This is a genomic window from Aeromonas sp. sif2433, from assembly GCF_019218705.1.
GTDB classification, from domain to species: domain Bacteria; phylum Pseudomonadota; class Gammaproteobacteria; order Enterobacterales; family Aeromonadaceae; genus Aeromonas; species Aeromonas encheleia.
Genome location: NZ_JAHUXD010000001.1, coordinates 126,190 through 142,509, shown reverse-complemented (window position 1 = coordinate 142,509; position 16,320 = coordinate 126,190). Strand labels below are relative to the sequence as shown.

Here is a 16,320-nt window from a genome sequence, read left to right as displayed (position 1 = left end):
TGCGATGCTCTATTACAGAGAGGCGGTGAAGGTACGGGTGATGACGTCTTGCTGTTGCTCTTTGGTCAAAGAGTTGAAGCGAACGGCATAACCGGATACACGGATGGTCAACTGCGGATATTTCTCCGGGTTTTCCATGGCTTCCAGCAGCATTTCACGGTTCATCACGTTGACGTTCAGGTGCTGACCGCCTTCCAGGTTGGCTTCATGGTGGAAGTAACCATCCATCAGGCCTGCCAGGTTGGCTTTCTGGGATTCCATGTCTTTACCCAGCGCGTTCGGCACGATGGAGAAGGTATAGGAGATACCATCTTTGGCGTAGGCGAACGGCAGCTTGGCCACGGAAGTCAGTGAGGCAACGGCACCCTTCTGGTCACGACCGTGCATCGGGTTGGCACCTGGGCCAAACGGCGCACCGGAGCGACGGCCATCCGGGGTGTTACCGGTCTTCTTGCCGTACACCACGTTGGAGGTGATGGTCAGCACGGACTGGGTAGCCACGGCGCCACGGTAGGTGTTGAGCTTCTGAATCTTCTTCATGAAGCGCTCGACCAGGTCACAGGCGATGTCATCGACGCGAGCGTCGTTGTTACCGAACTGCGGGTACTCACCGGCGATCTCGAAGTCGATGGCCACGCCATCTTCGTCACGAACCGGCTTGACCTTGGCGTACTTGATGGCAGACAGGGAGTCAGCTGCCACGGACAGACCGGCGATGCCGCAAGCCATGGTGCGATAGACGTCACGGTCGTGCAGCGCCATCAGGGAGGCTTCGTAGCTGTACTTGTCGTGCATGTAGTGGATGATGTTCAGGGCGGCGACGTATTGCTTGGCCAGCCAGTCCATGAAGTGATCCAGACGATCCATCACGTCGTTGTACTCGAGGTACTCGCCCTTGACCATCTCGGTCTTGGGACCGATCTGGATCTTGAGCTTCTCGTCGATGCCGCCGTTGATTGCATACAGCATGGTCTTGGCCAGGTTGGCACGAGCACCGAAGAACTGCATCTGTTTGCCGACGATCATCGGGGACACACAGCAAGCGATGGCATAGTCATCGTTGTTGAAGTCCGGACGCATCAGGTCGTCGTTCTCGTACTGAACGGAAGAGGTCTCGATGGATACCTTGGCACAGTACTTCTTGAAACCGACCGGCAGCTTCTCGGACCACAGGATGGTCAGGTTCGGCTCAGGGGACGGGCCCATGGTGTACAGGGTGTTCAGCATACGGAAGCTGTTCTTGGTGACCAGGGTACGGCCATCAACGCCCATACCGGCCAGGGTCTCGGTCGCCCACATCGGGTCGCCGGAGAACAGTGAATCGTATTCAGGAGTACGCAGGAAGCGAACCATACGCAGCTTCATGACCATGTGGTCCATCAGCTCCTGAGCTTCTTGCTCGGTCAGCAGGCCTTTCTTCAGGTCACGTTCGATGTACACGTCCAGGAAGCTGGAGGTACGACCGAAGGACATGGCTGCGCCATTCTGGGACTTGACTGCCGCCAGGTAGGCGAAGTAGGTCCACTGCACGGCTTCTTTGGCGTTCTTGGCCGGTACGGAGATGTCGCAGCCATATTTGGCGGCCATCACCTTCATCTGGGCCAGGGCACGGTGCTGCTCGGAGATCTCTTCGCGCAGACGGATGGTGGCTTCCAGGTTGACGCCATTCTCCAGGTCGGCTTGCAGGGACTTGAACTGAGCCAGCTTGTCGGCCATCAGGAAGTCGATGCCGTACAGGGCGACACGACGGTAGTCACCGATGATACGGCCACGGCCGTAGGCATCCGGCAGACCGGTGATGACGCCGGATTTACGGCAGTTCAGGATGTCCTTGGTGTAAACGTCAAACACGCCCTGGTTGTGGGTCTTGCGGTACTCGGTGAAGATCTTCTCGACCATCGGGTCCAGTTGACGACCGTACACTTCGCAAGAAGTCTTGACCATCTTGATACCGCCGTTGGCGATGATGGCGCGCTTGAGCGGCTTGTCAGTCTGCAGACCGACGATTTGCTCCAGGCTCTGGTCGATATAGCCGGCATCGTGAGCGGTAATGGTGGAGGGCAGGTCAGTATCAAAATCGACCGGCGCATGAGTGCGGTTCTCGATCTTGATGCCTTCCATGACCTTGTCCCACAGCTTGGTGGTTGCTTCGGTCGCGCCAGCCAGGAAGGACTCGTCACCTTCATACGGGGTGTAGTTCTTCTGGATGAAGTCACGGGTGTTGACAGAGGTCTGCCATTCACCGGCCGCGAAGCCTTCCCATGCTTTTTGGAACTGTTCGTTAAGTTCTGCCATTTTCATTACCTCACAAGGTATTTATGTGTCAGCCGTCATCCTTAATGATGACGACGGAAGATAAACCAGTAAGTCAAACCAACCATGACACCACCACCAATGATATTACCCAGGGTGACGGGGATCAGGTTGTTTAGGACGAAGTTGGATACGGTCAGATCGGCGAAGGTGGCCGGATCCTGGCCGATGGCCTGCCAAAACTCCGGGCCTGCGACGCTGTGGATAGCGATACCGACCGGGATCATAAACATGTTTGCGATGCTGTGCTCGAAACCTGAGGCCACGAACATGGCGACGGGGAGCAGCATCACCATCACCTTGTCGGTGGCAGTGCGGGCGCCGAAGGCCATCCACACGGCGAGACACACCATGAGGTTGCAGAGAATACCGAGGGCGAGGGCTTCGAAGAAGCTGTGGTGGATCTTGTGCTGAGCCACTTTCAAGGCATTCAGGCCCCACTGACCATCTGCCGCCATGTACTCGGCCGACATGATGATGAGGCCGACGACGAGCAGGCCACCGATGAGGTTACCGAAGTAGACCAGGCCCCAGTTCTTGAACAACTGGCTCCAGCTGATGCGGTTGGCTGCCTTGGCGACCAGGGTCAGGGTGGTGGAGGTGAACAGCTCGGCCCCCAGCAGCACACACAGGATCAGGCCAAGGGAGAAGCAGAGGCCGCCGACCAGCTTGGACATGCCCCAGGACATGCCACTACTGCCCGTGGTGACGGTGATGTAGAACACGAATGCGATGGCGATGAAAGCACCGGCGGTGATGGCCAGGGGAATGACCTTGTGGGCGGGCTTGGTGGCCTTGGCATAGGTTATATCTTCTGCCAGTGCAGCGATGGCTTCTGGCTTGAGACAATCAAAGGGGGATTCTGCTTTCAATTCTCATGTACCTGAATATTTTGCCTGTGGAAATCATAGCAAAGGGCCAGATCGCCAAAATTGACATCGATCAACAATTACAGATTGTGAATGTAATTTTACTACAGATTTTTGAGTCGTCTGGAAGCTTGACTTTACACCAGGTTTCAGCTGAAACAGAAATGGGTGTGTTTATAAAAACATGATTTTAAAGAATTTATAATTTTATCCTTTAAAAAGGCACCGGCAAGACATCTTTGCGGCAACCCTGCCCTATGGTCTGCACTTTAACAACCCCCTAAGAGGTATTTTTTGTTTTTTATTTCATCTTCGAATAACAAGCAGCCAAAGCGTAGACCATAAAACAGAAGGGGCCACTGGGCCCCTTCGTCACGCTAGCATATCAGGTCCACTGATGGGCTCGTTTGGCTTTTTGCAGTTTTTCGTAGGCGGCCAGCAGCTTCTGGTGCAACGGGAACTGGGACAGCGACAGATCGGCGCTCTCCAGCCCGTGGAAGCGAGCCTCACCGCTGGCGTGCGCCCAGGCCTCGGCCAGGGTCTGCTCGCCGAACATGCGGCTGAACACCGGACGGTACTGCTCAGGGTCACGCTCCTCGTCCAGGAACAGCTCGACGCAGGCGCGCAGGGCACGGTAGTAGTTGGCGCGATCCGCCGGGAACACCGACTGGTTGAACTCCATGGTCCAGTCGATGAGGTCCAGCGCGCTCTCAAGCTCACCGGCGGCCAGCGCCAGCATGGCCTTGAGCTCACCCACCCGCAGGGTGTGCAGGGCGGTGCCTTTGGCGGCGGCGATGCCGAGCAGCTCGCGCACCCGGGTACGCTCGTCGTGGCCTTCCTCATCCAGCTGATCGAACAGCGCCATATATTGCTCGGCGTCCCACTCCAGCGACGGCAGCGCCAGGATCACCTCGCGCAGGTGAGCCCCCATGGTGTTGTTGGCCAGCAGCAGATCCTCGACCGGATAGATGTCGGACATGCCGGGCACCAGGATGCGACAGGCGTAGACGCCAAGGTGCTCGTAGTCGGCGATGTAGACCGGCTGCTCCAGCTCGTGGAAGATGCCGATCAGGTGATCGAACTCCTCTTGGGAGGTACCGCGGAAGTCCCAGTCGGCGAACTCGAAGTCCGCTTCCTGCTTGAACAGATCCCAGCTGATGAGGCCGGAGGAGTCGATGAAGTGGGTCTCCAGGTTGTGGTGATCCGCGACCTGCTCGTTATCGAACGAGGGCGGCACGAACACATCCAGATCCTTCAGGCCACGGCCCTGCAGCAGCTCGGTGACGGTCCGCTCGAACGCCACTTCGAAGCGCGGGTGGGCACCGAAGGAGGCGAAACAGGTGCCGTTGCGCGGGTTGAGCAGCACCACGCAGATTACCGGGTAGCGACCGCCGAGGGAGGCGTCGAAGCTGTAGATGGGATAGCCTTCGGCTTCCAGCGCGGCGATGGAGGCCTTGATCCCGGGGTAGCGATCGATGACCTCGCTCGGGATCTCGGGCAGGCTGATGGCCTCGGCGATGATCTTGTTCTTCACGTGGCGCTCGAACACCTCGGACAGCCCCTGGGTGCGGGCCTCGGTCTTGGTGTTGCCGGCGCTCATGCCGTTGGAGACATAGAGGTTGCCGATGATGTTCATCGGGATGTAGACGGTGTGGTGATCGGACTGACGCTCGAACGGCAGCGCGACTATGCCGCGGTCCTCATTGCCCGACTGCAGATCCACCAGCATGTCGGCGGTCACCTCGCCATCCGGGTTGTAGAACTTGCGGGTGAAGCTGTCGAGCAGGCCGGCCGGCAGCTGATCGCCCTCGATGGGGAACCACTTCTCGTTCGGGTAGTGGACGAAGTCGCCGTTGGCTACCTGCTCGCCCAGATAGAAGTCGGCGAAGAAGTAGTTGGTGGAGAGCCGCTCGAAGTACTCGCCAAGGGCCGAGGCCAGGGCCGCCTTCTTGCTGGCGCCTTTACCGTTGGTGAAGCAGAGGGCGCACTCCTTGTCCCGGATGTGCACGGACCAGACATTGGGCACGGGGTTGAGCCAGGAAGCCTCTTCGATATCAAACCCCAGGGCCTGCAACTTGGTCTGGAAGCGTTCGATGGAGTCTTCCAGTGCCGCGTCCTTGCCGGGAATAAAAGTGTGGTCGGTCATCACAATATCCTGATTTTTATTGGCTCATGTTTGGTCGCAGATAATAGCATGAGTCGAAAGAGATGCGGCCTAGACAATGGCGCAGATCGCGCTCTTTTCAGTGCCTGAAAGGGGGGAGGACAAGCCAGCCGTGCCTGTTGGTACAGGGGAAAAACGCGAGGCCGGCTGGCCCTCATTAGGATTGCTTAATGGGATTAAGAAAAAGTAGGTTTTATTCTATCTGGCTGTTCTGCATGATGTTTCCACTTATTCCAGAGTGAGCTGCGCGCAACATGGCGCGGCAACACCTATTACCGCAGCGGCACCTTGCGCCTTTATTATCGGCTCGGCCGTTGATCACGAATTGGGAGTATCTATGCCATCCATGACACCGCGAGTGGGGTCTGACATTACCAAGCTGGCCCCCGGCTTCAGAGCCCTAAGCATCCTGGTCGATGCGGCTACCATCACCAACATGAGCGTTGGTTCTCATGCGCTGCAGCGGGCTTGCCAGTCAGTCGCGGCGGGAGGCGCGCCCTGGGCGGAGGCGCACCTGGCGGCGTGGGCTGAGGTGTTCAAGCAGTTCGGCGCCAAACCACAGCGAACCCCTTGTTCGGCAGAAGCCCTGCGCAAGAGAGTATTGCGGGATGGCGAGCTGCCGAGCATCGATCCCATCGTCGATCTCTACAACGCCATTAGCATCGAGTATGCCATTCCCGTCGGTGGGGAAAATCTGGTTGCCTATGAGGGGGTACCGCGCTTGGTGGTGGCGGATGGCAGCGAACTGTTTGACACCATGAAAGAGGGCTTGCCCGCTCACGAAACGCCCGAGCCGGGGGAGGTTGTCTGGCGTGATGACAAGGGGGTGACCTGCCGCAGGTGGAATTGGCGACAGGGTGTCAGAACCCGGCTCAGCGTGGAATCCGAGCAGATGTGGTTCATCCTGGAGAGCCTGCCTGAGATGCCTCTGGCTGCCTTGCAGGAGGCTGGCGATCGATTGATTGCCGGCTTGCTGGCGATGATGCCCGGAGCCCGGATAGAGCAAGAGCTGATCGGGTGCCAGTCCGGGGCATAGGGAAGGGAAGGGATGATGGCCACCGGGGGTGGCCATTTTTATAGGTGGTGATGGGCGCCGCACCGGGCGCCGACCTATGACCGAATGCTGAACCATGGCGGATAAAAACATTATCCGCCATCGATTTCACAGTTAAAAAGATGCGTAAAACGATCACTGGTAGTGATATCTATGAACTCGCATTGGTGGGCACCTGTCACGCCGATATCGCTGGCGGGTAGGTTCATCTGGAGTCAGCCCTGTCTCCATTCAGCCGATAAATTTCAGGCCAAGGATCCCGCCGATGATCAGCAGCAGGCAGAGCACCCGTGCCAGGGTGGCGGGTTCGTTGAACAGCCAGATCCCCATCAGCACGGTGCCGACCGCGCCTATGCCAGTCCAGACCGCATAGGCCGTGCCGAGTGGCAGCTGTTTGACCGCCATGGCGAGCAGCAACACGCTCACCCCCATGGCAGAGAGCGTCAGCAGGGTAGGGAGGGGGCGGCTGAAACCGTCGGTGTACTTGAGGCCTATGGCCCAGGCGACCTCGAACAGGCCGGCCAGTAGCAGGAGTAACCAGGGCATAAGAATATTCCACGCGGGGCAGGGTCGTCCCTGCGAGTAAAGGAGGCCTTGGGGTCGTCCCCGAGGGGCAGTGGTTGCCAGTCGGGCATCATGATGCCCGACTGATGGGGGTCAGCCAAGAGGAGGAGCCTCGAACCTATGGTTATTGCGGCAAACGACACAGAATATTGCGCAATTCGACTTGCGCCTGTCGCCACAATCCGTAATGTGGACAGACGCATTTTTTGCAAATCATTCTTGTGACAAACTTGTGAACGGACCCGCGTCCGACAAGGGGTCACGGCGTGTTAAGCACAGTTTCTATAGCAGCTATCCAGGGTAGGACATTATGAAAAAAGTAGGTTTGGTCGGTTGGCGCGGCATGGTGGGTTCGGTATTGATGAGCCGGATGCAGGAAGAGAACGATTTCGCCCGCATTCAGCCCACCTTCTTCACCACCTCCCAGGCCGGTGAGGCCGCCCCCAACTTCGGCGTCGATGCCGGCACCCTGCAGGATGCCTTCGACATCGAGGCGCTGGCCGCGCAAGAGATCATCATCACGGCCCAGGGGGGCGACTACACCAAGGATGTCTACCCCCGGCTGTTGGCCGCCGGTTGGCAGGGCTACTGGATCGATGCCGCCTCCTCCCTGCGCATGGAGAAGGACGCCGTCATCATCCTGGATCCGGTCAACGGCGACGTGATCGACGAGGCGCTGGCCAAGGGCGTCAAGACCTTCGTCGGCGGCAACTGCACCGTCAGCCTGATGCTGTTGGCACTGGGTGGCCTGTTCAAAGCCGATCTGGTGGAGTGGGTCAGCGTGGCCACCTATCAGGCCGCCTCCGGTGGCGGTGCCCGCCACATGCGTGAGCTGGTCACCCAGATGGGGCTGCTGCGTGACGAGGTCGCGGTGGAGCTGGCGGATCCCGCCTCCGCCATCCTCGACATCGAGCGCAAGATCACCGAGAAGACCCGCTCCGGTACTCTGCCGGTGGACAACTTCGGCGTGCCGCTGGCCGGTGGCCTGATCCCCTGGATCGACACCAAGCTCGACAACGGCCAGAGCCGCGAGGAGTGGAAGGGCCAGGCCGAGACCAACAAGATCCTCGGGATTGAAGACGCCGCCATCCCGGTGGATGGCCTCTGCGTGCGGATCGGCGCCCTGCGCTGCCACAGCCAGGCCTTCACCATCAAGCTCAAGAAAGATCTGCCGCTTGCCGAGATCGAAGCGCTGCTGGCGGCTCACAACGACTGGGTCAAGGTGATCCCGAACGATCGCGACATCACCGCCCGCGAGCTGACCCCGGCTGCCGTGACCGGGACTCTCAACATTCCGGTTGGCCGTCTGCGCAAGCTGAACATGGGGCCTGAATACCTGGCGGCCTTCACCGTCGGTGATCAGCTGCTGTGGGGGGCGGCCGAGCCGCTGCGTCGCATGCTCAACATCCTGCTGGCGCGCTGATCGGTCAGGGTAAACACGACAAGAAAAGAGGAAGGTTCAGCCTTCCTTTTTTTGTGCTCGCAATAAAAAAACGGCAGCCCTTGCGGACTGCCGTTTTCCATTGATCCAGTTCGACTCTACATGTTCTGTGCTTCGTTTGGCACGATAACAGAGGCGTGATTTCCTTTCGGCCCCTGCTGCAGTTCAAAGTTGACTGCCTGACCGGCTTTCAAGGTCTTGTAACCTTCCATTTGTATCGTGGAGTAGTGAGCGAAGATGTCTTCACCACCGTCTTCCGGACAGATAAACCCAAATCCTTTTGCGTTGTTAAACCACTTGACTGTTCCGGTTGCCATACATCTACATCCTTTTATTGATTACCCTGAAGTCGTTGAGTAACCTGCGCCAGCCCTTTATAACTAGTAGCATATGCCCATAGCAGACGGGCGCCGATTAGCAAGTAACCAATCTAGTCTAACTTTTGAGCGAGTCAAGAAGTTGTTAACAACCGATGTGATCGGGTTAACAACTCTATTGACAATCTTGAGCAAGACGGTAGAAATCTAGAGGTACCGAAGCGCGATTATGAGCAAGCAGAAAGAACTCTTTGCTAATGAAGAGATTGCACAAGCAGAGAAAACGAAGCTGCAACCGCCACCCATGTACAAGGTCGTGTTGAACAACGATGACTATACGCCGATGGAGTTCGTGGTGGAGGTGCTGCAAAAGTTCTTTGGTATGGATCTGGACAAGGCGACTCAGGTCATGTTGAGTGTGCATTATAGTGGTAAGGGAGTCTGCGGCACTTTCACCGCCGAGATTGCCGAAACCAAGGTGGTCCAGGTCAACACTTATTCACGTAACAACGAACATCCACTGCTATGTACCATGGAAAAGGCTTGAATCTGATGACTTGATAGCGATGACGACACCACATTGTTGCTGTACTGAGGGGAGGTGCCTATGTTGAATAAAGATCTAGAAAAGACGCTGAACGAGGCTTTCAAACTGGCCCGTGACGAGCGCCACGAATTCATGACCGTCGAGCACCTGTTGTTAGCCCTGCTGGATAACAGCTCAGCCCATGAGGCGCTGAGTTCTTGTGGTGCAGACGTGGAGTTGATGCGCAAAGAGATCCGCGCATTCATCAGTCAAACAACCCCGCTTATTCCTCACGACGATGAAGACAGGGAAACCCAACCCACCCTTGGCTTCCAACGGGTGCTGCAACGGGCCGTGTTCCATGTGCAGTCCTCGGGCAATACCGAAGTCAGCGGTGCCAATGTCCTGGTCGCCATCTTCAGCGAGCAGGAATCCCAGGCCGCCTACTTCCTGAAAAAAGCCGAGGTCAGCCGACTGGATGTGGTGAACTTCCTCTCCCACGGGGTACGCAAGGACAGCAAGCCGGAGAGCGGCGGCAATAACGCCGAGTCTGACGATGATGTCTCCTCCGCCCAGATTGAGAGTTTTGCCACCAACCTGAATCAGATGGTGCTGGAGGGGCGCATCGATCCCCTCATCGGCCGCGATCAGGAGCTGAGCCGCACCATCCAGGTACTGTGTCGTCGCCGCAAGAACAACCCGTTGCTGGTGGGGGAGGCCGGGGTAGGCAAGACCGCCATCGCCGAAGGGCTGGCCTATCGCATCGTCAAGGGGGATGTGCCCGAGGTCATCGCGAACAGCACCATCTATTCGCTGGATATGGGGTCCCTGCTGGCGGGCACCAAGTACCGTGGCGACTTCGAGAAGCGCCTCAAGGTGCTGCTCAAGCAGATCGAGCGCCAGGAAGGGGCCATCCTGTTCATCGACGAGATCCACACCATCATAGGGGCGGGAGCGGCCTCCGGCGGTCAGCTGGATGCGGCCAACCTCATCAAACCGCTGCTCTCCAACGGCTTGCTGCGCTGTGTCGGCTCGACAACCTATCAGGAATACTCCCAGATCTTCGAGAAGGATCGGGCACTGGCGCGCCGCTTCCAGAAGATCGACATCGTCGAACCGAGCGTGGATGACACCACCCGTATCCTGATGGGGCTCAAGAGCCGCTATGAGGCGCACCATGGCGTGCGTTACACCGTCAAGGCGATCCGGGCCGCGGTCGAGCTCTCGGCCAAGTACATCAACGATCGCCACCTGCCGGACAAGGCGATCGATGTGATCGATGAAGCGGGGGCGGGTCAGCGTCTGCTGCCTGTCAGCAAGCGCAAGAAAGTGATCAATGTGCCGGAAATCGAGGCCATCGTCGCCAAGATTGCCCGCATTCCGGAGAAGTCGGTCTCCTCTTCCGACAAGGAAGTGTTGAAGAATCTGGAGCGTAATCTCAAGATGGTGGTGTTCGGTCAGGACAAGGCCATTGCGGTGTTGACTGATGCTATCCGCCTGTCACGTTCCGGCCTTGGCAATGAGCGTCGTCCGGTTGGCTGCTTCCTGTTTGCCGGCCCGACCGGGGTGGGCAAGACCGAAGTCACCCAGCAGCTCGGCAAGGCGCTGGGGGTCGAGGTACTGCGCTTTGACATGTCCGAGTACATGGAGCGCCACACCGTCTCCCGTCTGATCGGGGCGCCCCCCGGCTATGTCGGCTTCGAGCAGGGTGGGTTGCTGACCGACTCTGTGCTCAAACACCCTCATTCGGTGGTGTTGCTGGATGAGATCGAGAAGGCGCACCCGGATGTGTTCAACCTGCTGCTGCAGGTCATGGACAACGGTACTTTGACGGATAACAACGGGCGCAAGGCCGATTTTCGCAACGTGATCCTGGTGATGACTACCAACGCCGGCGTGCAGGAGACCCAGCGCAAGTCGATCGGCTTCCAGCAGCAGGACATGAGTCACGATGCCATGGCGGTGATCAACAAGACCTTCAGCCCGGAGTTCAGAAACCGGCTCGATCACACCATCTGGTTCAACCACTTGGACATGACGGTGATCCACCAGGTCGTCGACAAGTTCATCGTCGAACTGCAGGTGCAGCTGGATGCCAAAGGCGTGTCACTCGAGGTATCGGAAGAGGTGCGCCACTGGTTGGCAGAGAAGGGTTATGACAGAGCCATGGGCGCCAGACCCATGGGACGGGTCATCCAGGAGCATCTCAAAAAACCCCTGGCCAATGAGATCCTGTTTGGTTCACTGGTCGATGGTGGGGTGGTGAGAGTGGAGTTGGTGAATAACAGCCTCAGCTTTGATTTTCAGGTCAATGTCGAAGCTGTTTCCCACTAAGCGTGATTGAGACCAGAAACGACAAAAAACCCCAACCGAGAGGCTGGGGTTTTTTGCTGAATTCCTGGCTTAGCGAGAGCGGAAAACAATACGTCCCTTGGAGAGATCGTACGGAGTCAGAGCCACCGTTACTTTGTCCCCAGTCAGGATACGGATGTAGTTTTTGCGCATCTTGCCGGAAATATGAGCGATAACCACGTGACCATTTTCCAGTTCCACACGGAACATGGTATTGGGCAGGGTCTCGAGAATAGTGCCCTGCATCTCAATACTGTCTTCTTTAGCCATTGAATCCTCTTGATAAGCCACAACAAAAATCCGCTGGATCATGCCGGATTTAAGGCTATGTGTAAAGTTTACTCGGGCTTGGTGTCGATCTTTTTCCATTCTCCCTGCACCAGCAGCTCGTGGGGCAGGTACTGGCGCTTGTAATTCATCTTGCGACAGGCCTCCACCAGATAGCCGAGATACAGCCAGCTGCGGCCGGTTCGCTTGGCCAGTTCCAACTGACTCAGAATGGCAAAGGTGCCGAGGGAGCGGTCGGCATAGTCCGGATCGAAGAAGGTATACATGGCGCTCAGGGCGTGGGGCAGCAGATCCGTGGTGGCCACCCCGATGAGCCGGCCCGCCTTGCGCATCTCAAGATAGAGAGGAGGCATCCAGTCACAATGCAGGAAGCCCTTGTACTGGGTGCGGCTCGGTGGATACATGCTGCCATCGTGGTGGCGCTCGCGGATGTAACGCTCGTAGAGCTGGTAGTACTCCGGCTTGTCGTCATAGCTCAGCACCAGTTCCAGATCCCGGTTCAGCTGACGGATCCGTTTCTGACCACGGCTCGGCACGAAGTGCTCGCTGTGAATGCGCAGGGACTGGCAGGCGCTGCAGGCCGGGCAGTGGGGACGATAGATGTCGTTGCCACTGCGCCGAAATCCCGCCGTCAACAGCCGCTCATAGCCTGCGGCATTGAGCAGCTCGTGATCCATCAGCACCAGCAACTGCTCCTGCTCATGGCCGAGATAGCTGCACGGGTGCCTGGGGGTCAGCCCTACCTTGAGGATCACTTCTTCGGTCATAGGCTGATGTCCCCCGGCTGCCAGCACCCCTCGGTCAGCGGCTGCCGGGTGAGGGTGGCCAGTTCCGTCAGAAAGCGCCTCCTGGGCCACTGCTCTATCCCCAGGGTAGCAAGGAAGTCATTTTGCATCTGGCAGTCGATGAGGGCGCCGCCGTGGCGGGTGAAGTGGCGGCAGAGGGCTACCATGGCCAGTTTGGCACCGTTATCGATACGGCTGAACATGGACTCGCCACAGAAGACCCGCCCGAAGGAGAGGCCGTAGAGGCCGGCTTGTAGCTGACCCTCCTGCCAGATCTCGACGGAATGGGCGTGGCCGAGGCGATGAAGTTGTTGATAGGCGTCGATCATGGGCGTGCTTATCCAGGTTCCACTGGCGCTGCGACGGGGGGCGGCGCAGGCCACTATCACCTCATTAAAGGCGCGATCGATGGAAATATCGAATGAGGTGCGGCGGATAAACTTCTGCAGGCTGCGACCTATGTGCAGTCGCTCGGGTTCGACCACACCTCTGGGGTCCGGCGACCACCACAGCGGCGGCTGGTAGGGCTCGTTCCACGGGAAGATCCCCTTGTGATAAGCTGCCAGCAGACGGGCAGGGGAGAGATCCCCCCCGATCGCCAGCAGCCCGTTGGGCTCTTCCAGCGCATGCCTGGGGTCGGGAAACCAGCACAGCTCATCATCCAGTTGGGTAAGATAGCGAGACATAAGACAGAGGTTCATAGATGAAGGCCATTATCCTGATAGTATCCAGCTTGCTTGGCTTTGTCACTGCACCCGCCTGGGCTGCGGCCTACGATCGCAACACGGCGCGCCCCGTGGATCAGGTGGTGTTTGGCCAGGTGGACACGGTGCGCAACATCACCCAGCGCCAGATAGTGGAGTCCGAGCATACCGGCTGGAAGACGCTGGGGGGCGCCGTGCTGGGAGGCTTGCTCGGCAATCAGTTCGGCGGTGGCCATGGCCGGGAGATCGCCACCGCGGTGGGCGCCTTGGCGGGGGCGGCTGCGGTGCAATATTACCAGTCGGGTGACAGCGTGGTGGAGAACAAGCTGGTGGAACTGCTGATCCGCAACGAGCAGAGCGGGCTCATCAACGTGATTCAGGATTATGATCCGGCCATGCAGTTCGCCAGTGGCGACAAGGTGCGCATCCTCTATTTCAGCGATGGGGTGCGGGTCGACAAGACCTATTGAGCGCGCTCAATGAGCGGCAAGAGAGGGCAAGCAGGGGGAGGGGAATTACCCGGCGGCTAGCCGGGCGGTACTACACGGGATACCTGTGTTGAGACTCGCTCAGGCGTCCTGAGACACTATCTTGTCGCGGCCGGTGTTCTTCGCCTGATACAGCTGGCGATCCGCTTCGCTCAGTGCCTCGTCCATGGAGAGCCGCCCGACGTTGATGACGCCAAAACTGGCGCGCACGAACAGCGGTATCTCCCGGGACAGCGGCTGCTGGCGCATCTGCTGGCGCAGCCCCTCCAGTCGCTTGAGCAGCACGGGCACAGTGCTATGGGGCACCATGAGGGCAAACTCCTCCCCCCCGAAACGGGCGATCATGGCATCCGGGAAGAACTGGGTGAGCAAACGGGTCAGGTGACAGAGCAGCTGATCGCCGATGGCATGGCCCCAGTGATCGTTGACCTGCTTGAAATGATCCACGTCGAGCACACACAGGGCGAGCGGCGCCTGCTGACGCTGATGCTCCTCGAACCACCTCTGCCCCTCGTTGAACCAGTAGCGCCTGTTGTAGAGCCCGGTCAGGTAGTCGCGATTGGCCGACTCCTGGATGCTGTTGAACTGCTCCAGCGCCTCCAGATTGTGGCTGACCCGACATTGCAGCTCCTCCGGCTCGAACGGCTGGTTGAGAAAATCGTTCGCCCCCTGCTTAAGGTAGCGGGCGGAGAGGCCGTGCTTGTCCGACACCGAGATGCCGATGATGGCGAGCTGCTGCTTGCTGTAGCGCTCCCGCAGCATCCGCACCAGGCTGATGCCGTCGATCTCCGGCATGTAGTAGTCCACCAGCATCAGCCGAATGGCGGGATTCTGCTCTAGGGCACTCAGGGCGTCGCGGGCGCAGTTTGCCTCATGCACCTGCAGCAACTGTTTGCGCAGCTGGGCCGCGGTGCGGTGGCGGGAGGTGCGCGAGTCGTCGACCACCAGCACCTCTATGGTCTGGTTGAGGTAGAGGCGGTGCACCAGGCTGACGGCGTATTGCAGGGAGTGGCGTGAATCCTTCATCACGTAATCCAGCACCCCGGCCTCCAGCCAGGCTTCCCGCTTCTCCTCGCTGATGTCGGCGGTGAGGATCACCACCGACAAACCCCGCTCCAGCAACACCTTGACCGCTTCTCCGCTGGGGGCATCCGGCAGGGTGAGATCCACCAGGGCGACCACGTACTCCTCCCCCCGACAATGACGGGCTCCCTCTAGGGTATCGAACGCATCGATCTCCAGCCCGGTTTGCTGCGCAATGGCCTGGATCAACATGCGGCGGATCGTCATGCTGTCTTCGACAATCAATATTTTCCGTTTCATCCGGATCCTTAAAAGAAAAAGGCATGCCTTTCGGCATGCCCTTTATAACCTTGTGCTTATTGTGCGTCCAGATATCGCTCTGCATCGAGGGCCGCCATGCAGCCGGTGCCGGCGGAGGTGATCGCCTGGCGGTAGACATGGTCGGCCACGTCGCCGGCGGCGAACACGCCTGGGATGCTGGTCTGGGTCGCGAAGCCTTCCAGGCCACCACGAACCTTGAGGTAGCCGTTCTCCATCGCCAGCTGGCCCTCGAAGATCTGGGTGTTGGGCTGGTGGCCGATGGCGATGAACACGCCCATCAGCGCCAGCTCGGAGCTGGACTCGTCACGGGTGCTGCGCAGGCGCACGCCGGTCACGCCCATATTGTCACCCAGCACCTCGTCCAGAGTCTGGTGAGTGTGCAGCACTATGTTGCCACTCTCGACCTTGTCATTGAGGCGCTTGATCAGGATCTTCTCGGCGCGGAACTCGTCGCGGCGGTGGATCAGATGCACCTTCTTGGCGATGTTGGCCAGATACAGTGCCTCTTCCACTGCGGTGTTGCCGCCGCCGACCACGGCCACTTCCTGGTTGCGGTAGAAGAAGCCGTCACAGGTGGCGCAGGCGGAGACGCCGCGGCCCTTGAACGCCTCTTCGGAGGGCAGCCCCAGATACTTGGCGGAGGCACCGGTGGCGATGATCAGCGCATCGCAGCTGTATTCGCCGTTGTCGCCCTTGAGGCGGAACGGACGCTCGGTCAGCGCCACTTCATTGATGTGATCGAACAGGATGCGGGTATCGAACTTTTCCGCATGGGCCTGCATGCGCTCCATCAGGGCCGGACCGGTCAGCCCTTCCGCATCACCCGGCCAGTTCTCCACCTCGGTGGTGGTGGTCAGCTGACCACCTTGCTGCATGCCGGTGATGAGCAGGGGGCTCAGGTTGGCGCGGGCGGCATAGACGGCCGCGGTGTAGCCCGCCGGGCCGGAACCCAGGATCAGCAGTTTGCTATGAGTAACTTGGCTCATGATGTGATTTCCGAGACGTGATGAGTTTGCGCGATTGTAGGTAATTCGTGATCCAGGGTCAAAGGCCAGCGCGTCGATTGTGGCAATCGCCTGTGGAGGGGGTTGGCGGCGATCGTGGCGCCATA

Annotated in this window: 15 protein-coding genes; 5 read left to right on the top strand and 10 right to left on the bottom strand. The window is 58.8% G+C overall.

The window, feature by feature from the left end; translation table 11 throughout:
• Window positions 1-12: 12 nt before the first annotated feature.
• The 3 genes from pflB to ycaO form a co-directional block, all read right to left on the bottom strand.
• A complete protein-coding gene (pflB, locus tag KW825_RS00615) occupies window positions 13-2,295 on the bottom strand; it encodes a formate C-acetyltransferase (protein WP_305730727.1) in 2,283 nt (760 codons plus the stop codon).
• A 41-nt stretch (window positions 2,296-2,336) separates the two neighbouring features.
• On the bottom strand, window positions 2,337-3,185 hold the full coding sequence (focA, locus tag KW825_RS00610; RefSeq protein ID WP_042653611.1) for a formate transporter FocA: 849 nt from the start codon (window positions 3,183-3,185) through the stop codon (window positions 2,337-2,339).
• A 382-nt stretch (window positions 3,186-3,567) separates the two neighbouring features.
• The gene (gene ycaO, locus KW825_RS00605; protein WP_218327877.1) at window positions 3,568-5,328 is read right to left on the bottom strand and encodes a 30S ribosomal protein S12 methylthiotransferase accessory factor YcaO; all 1,761 of its coding nucleotides are present in this window, start codon (window positions 5,326-5,328) and stop codon (window positions 3,568-3,570) included.
• A 355-nt stretch (window positions 5,329-5,683) separates the two neighbouring features.
• On the opposite strand from ycaO, the gene KW825_RS00600 reads away from it, so the two are divergent.
• Complete coding sequence (locus tag KW825_RS00600) at window positions 5,684-6,382, top strand: B3/4 domain-containing protein (RefSeq protein ID WP_042653614.1); 699 nt, start codon at window positions 5,684-5,686, stop codon at window positions 6,380-6,382.
• 249 nt (window positions 6,383-6,631) lie between these two features.
• On the opposite strand, the gene sugE is transcribed toward KW825_RS00600, so the two are convergent.
• Window positions 6,632-6,946 (bottom strand): quaternary ammonium compound efflux SMR transporter SugE, encoded by a 315-nt coding sequence (gene sugE, locus KW825_RS00595; protein ID WP_025326753.1) that lies wholly within the window; start codon window positions 6,944-6,946, stop codon window positions 6,632-6,634.
• 328 nt (window positions 6,947-7,274) lie between these two features.
• Between sugE and asd the strand changes: the two genes are divergently transcribed.
• A complete protein-coding gene (gene asd, locus KW825_RS00590) occupies window positions 7,275-8,387 on the top strand; it encodes an aspartate-semialdehyde dehydrogenase (RefSeq protein ID WP_042653615.1) in 1,113 nt (370 codons plus the stop codon).
• A gap of 116 nt (window positions 8,388-8,503) precedes the next feature.
• Here asd and cspD read toward each other — a convergent pair whose 3' ends face one another.
• Window positions 8,504-8,722: a cold shock-like protein CspD gene (gene cspD / locus KW825_RS00585; protein ID WP_042653616.1), complete on the bottom strand. Its 219-nt coding sequence runs from the start codon at window positions 8,720-8,722 to the stop codon at window positions 8,504-8,506.
• Window positions 8,723-8,951: 229 nt separating this feature from the next.
• Between cspD and clpS the strand changes: the two genes are divergently transcribed.
• Together clpS and clpA are read left to right on the top strand one after the other, a co-directional pair.
• On the top strand, window positions 8,952-9,269 hold the full coding sequence (gene clpS / locus KW825_RS00580; RefSeq protein ID WP_005310725.1) for an ATP-dependent Clp protease adapter ClpS: 318 nt from the start codon (window positions 8,952-8,954) through the stop codon (window positions 9,267-9,269).
• 60 nt (window positions 9,270-9,329) lie between these two features.
• Window positions 9,330-11,582 carry an ATP-dependent Clp protease ATP-binding subunit ClpA gene (gene clpA / locus KW825_RS00575; protein WP_218292236.1) on the top strand — a complete coding sequence of 751 codons (2,253 nt, stop codon included), beginning with the start codon at window positions 9,330-9,332 and terminating at the stop codon, window positions 11,580-11,582.
• A 69-nt stretch (window positions 11,583-11,651) separates the two neighbouring features.
• On the opposite strand, the gene infA is transcribed toward clpA, so the two are convergent.
• From infA to aat, 3 genes are all read right to left on the bottom strand, one after another.
• On the bottom strand, window positions 11,652-11,870 hold the full coding sequence (infA, locus tag KW825_RS00570) for a translation initiation factor IF-1 (protein ID WP_005300033.1): 219 nt from the start codon (window positions 11,868-11,870) through the stop codon (window positions 11,652-11,654).
• Window positions 11,871-11,938: 68 nt separating this feature from the next.
• Window positions 11,939-12,655 carry an arginyltransferase gene (locus KW825_RS00565; RefSeq protein WP_042653618.1) on the bottom strand — a complete coding sequence of 239 codons (717 nt, stop codon included), beginning with the start codon at window positions 12,653-12,655 and terminating at the stop codon, window positions 11,939-11,941.
• Window positions 12,652-13,359 carry a leucyl/phenylalanyl-tRNA--protein transferase gene (gene aat / locus KW825_RS00560; RefSeq protein ID WP_218327876.1) on the bottom strand — a complete coding sequence of 236 codons (708 nt, stop codon included), beginning with the start codon at window positions 13,357-13,359 and terminating at the stop codon, window positions 12,652-12,654. Before aat ends, KW825_RS00565 begins: the two co-directional genes overlap by 4 nt.
• A gap of 17 nt (window positions 13,360-13,376) precedes the next feature.
• Here aat and KW825_RS00555 point away from each other — a divergent pair, with 17 nt between their 5' ends.
• Window positions 13,377-13,847: a glycine zipper 2TM domain-containing protein gene (locus KW825_RS00555; protein ID WP_218327875.1), complete on the top strand. Its 471-nt coding sequence runs from the start codon at window positions 13,377-13,379 to the stop codon at window positions 13,845-13,847.
• Between the two features lie 99 nt (window positions 13,848-13,946).
• Here the strand turns inward: KW825_RS00555 and KW825_RS00550 are convergent, their stop codons facing one another.
• Window positions 13,947-15,188 (bottom strand): diguanylate cyclase, encoded by a 1,242-nt coding sequence (locus KW825_RS00550; protein WP_042653621.1) that lies wholly within the window; start codon window positions 15,186-15,188, stop codon window positions 13,947-13,949.
• A 56-nt stretch (window positions 15,189-15,244) separates the two neighbouring features.
• A complete protein-coding gene (gene trxB / locus KW825_RS00545) occupies window positions 15,245-16,195 on the bottom strand; it encodes a thioredoxin-disulfide reductase (protein WP_218292240.1) in 951 nt (316 codons plus the stop codon).
• Between the last annotated feature and the right edge of the window lie 125 nt (window positions 16,196-16,320).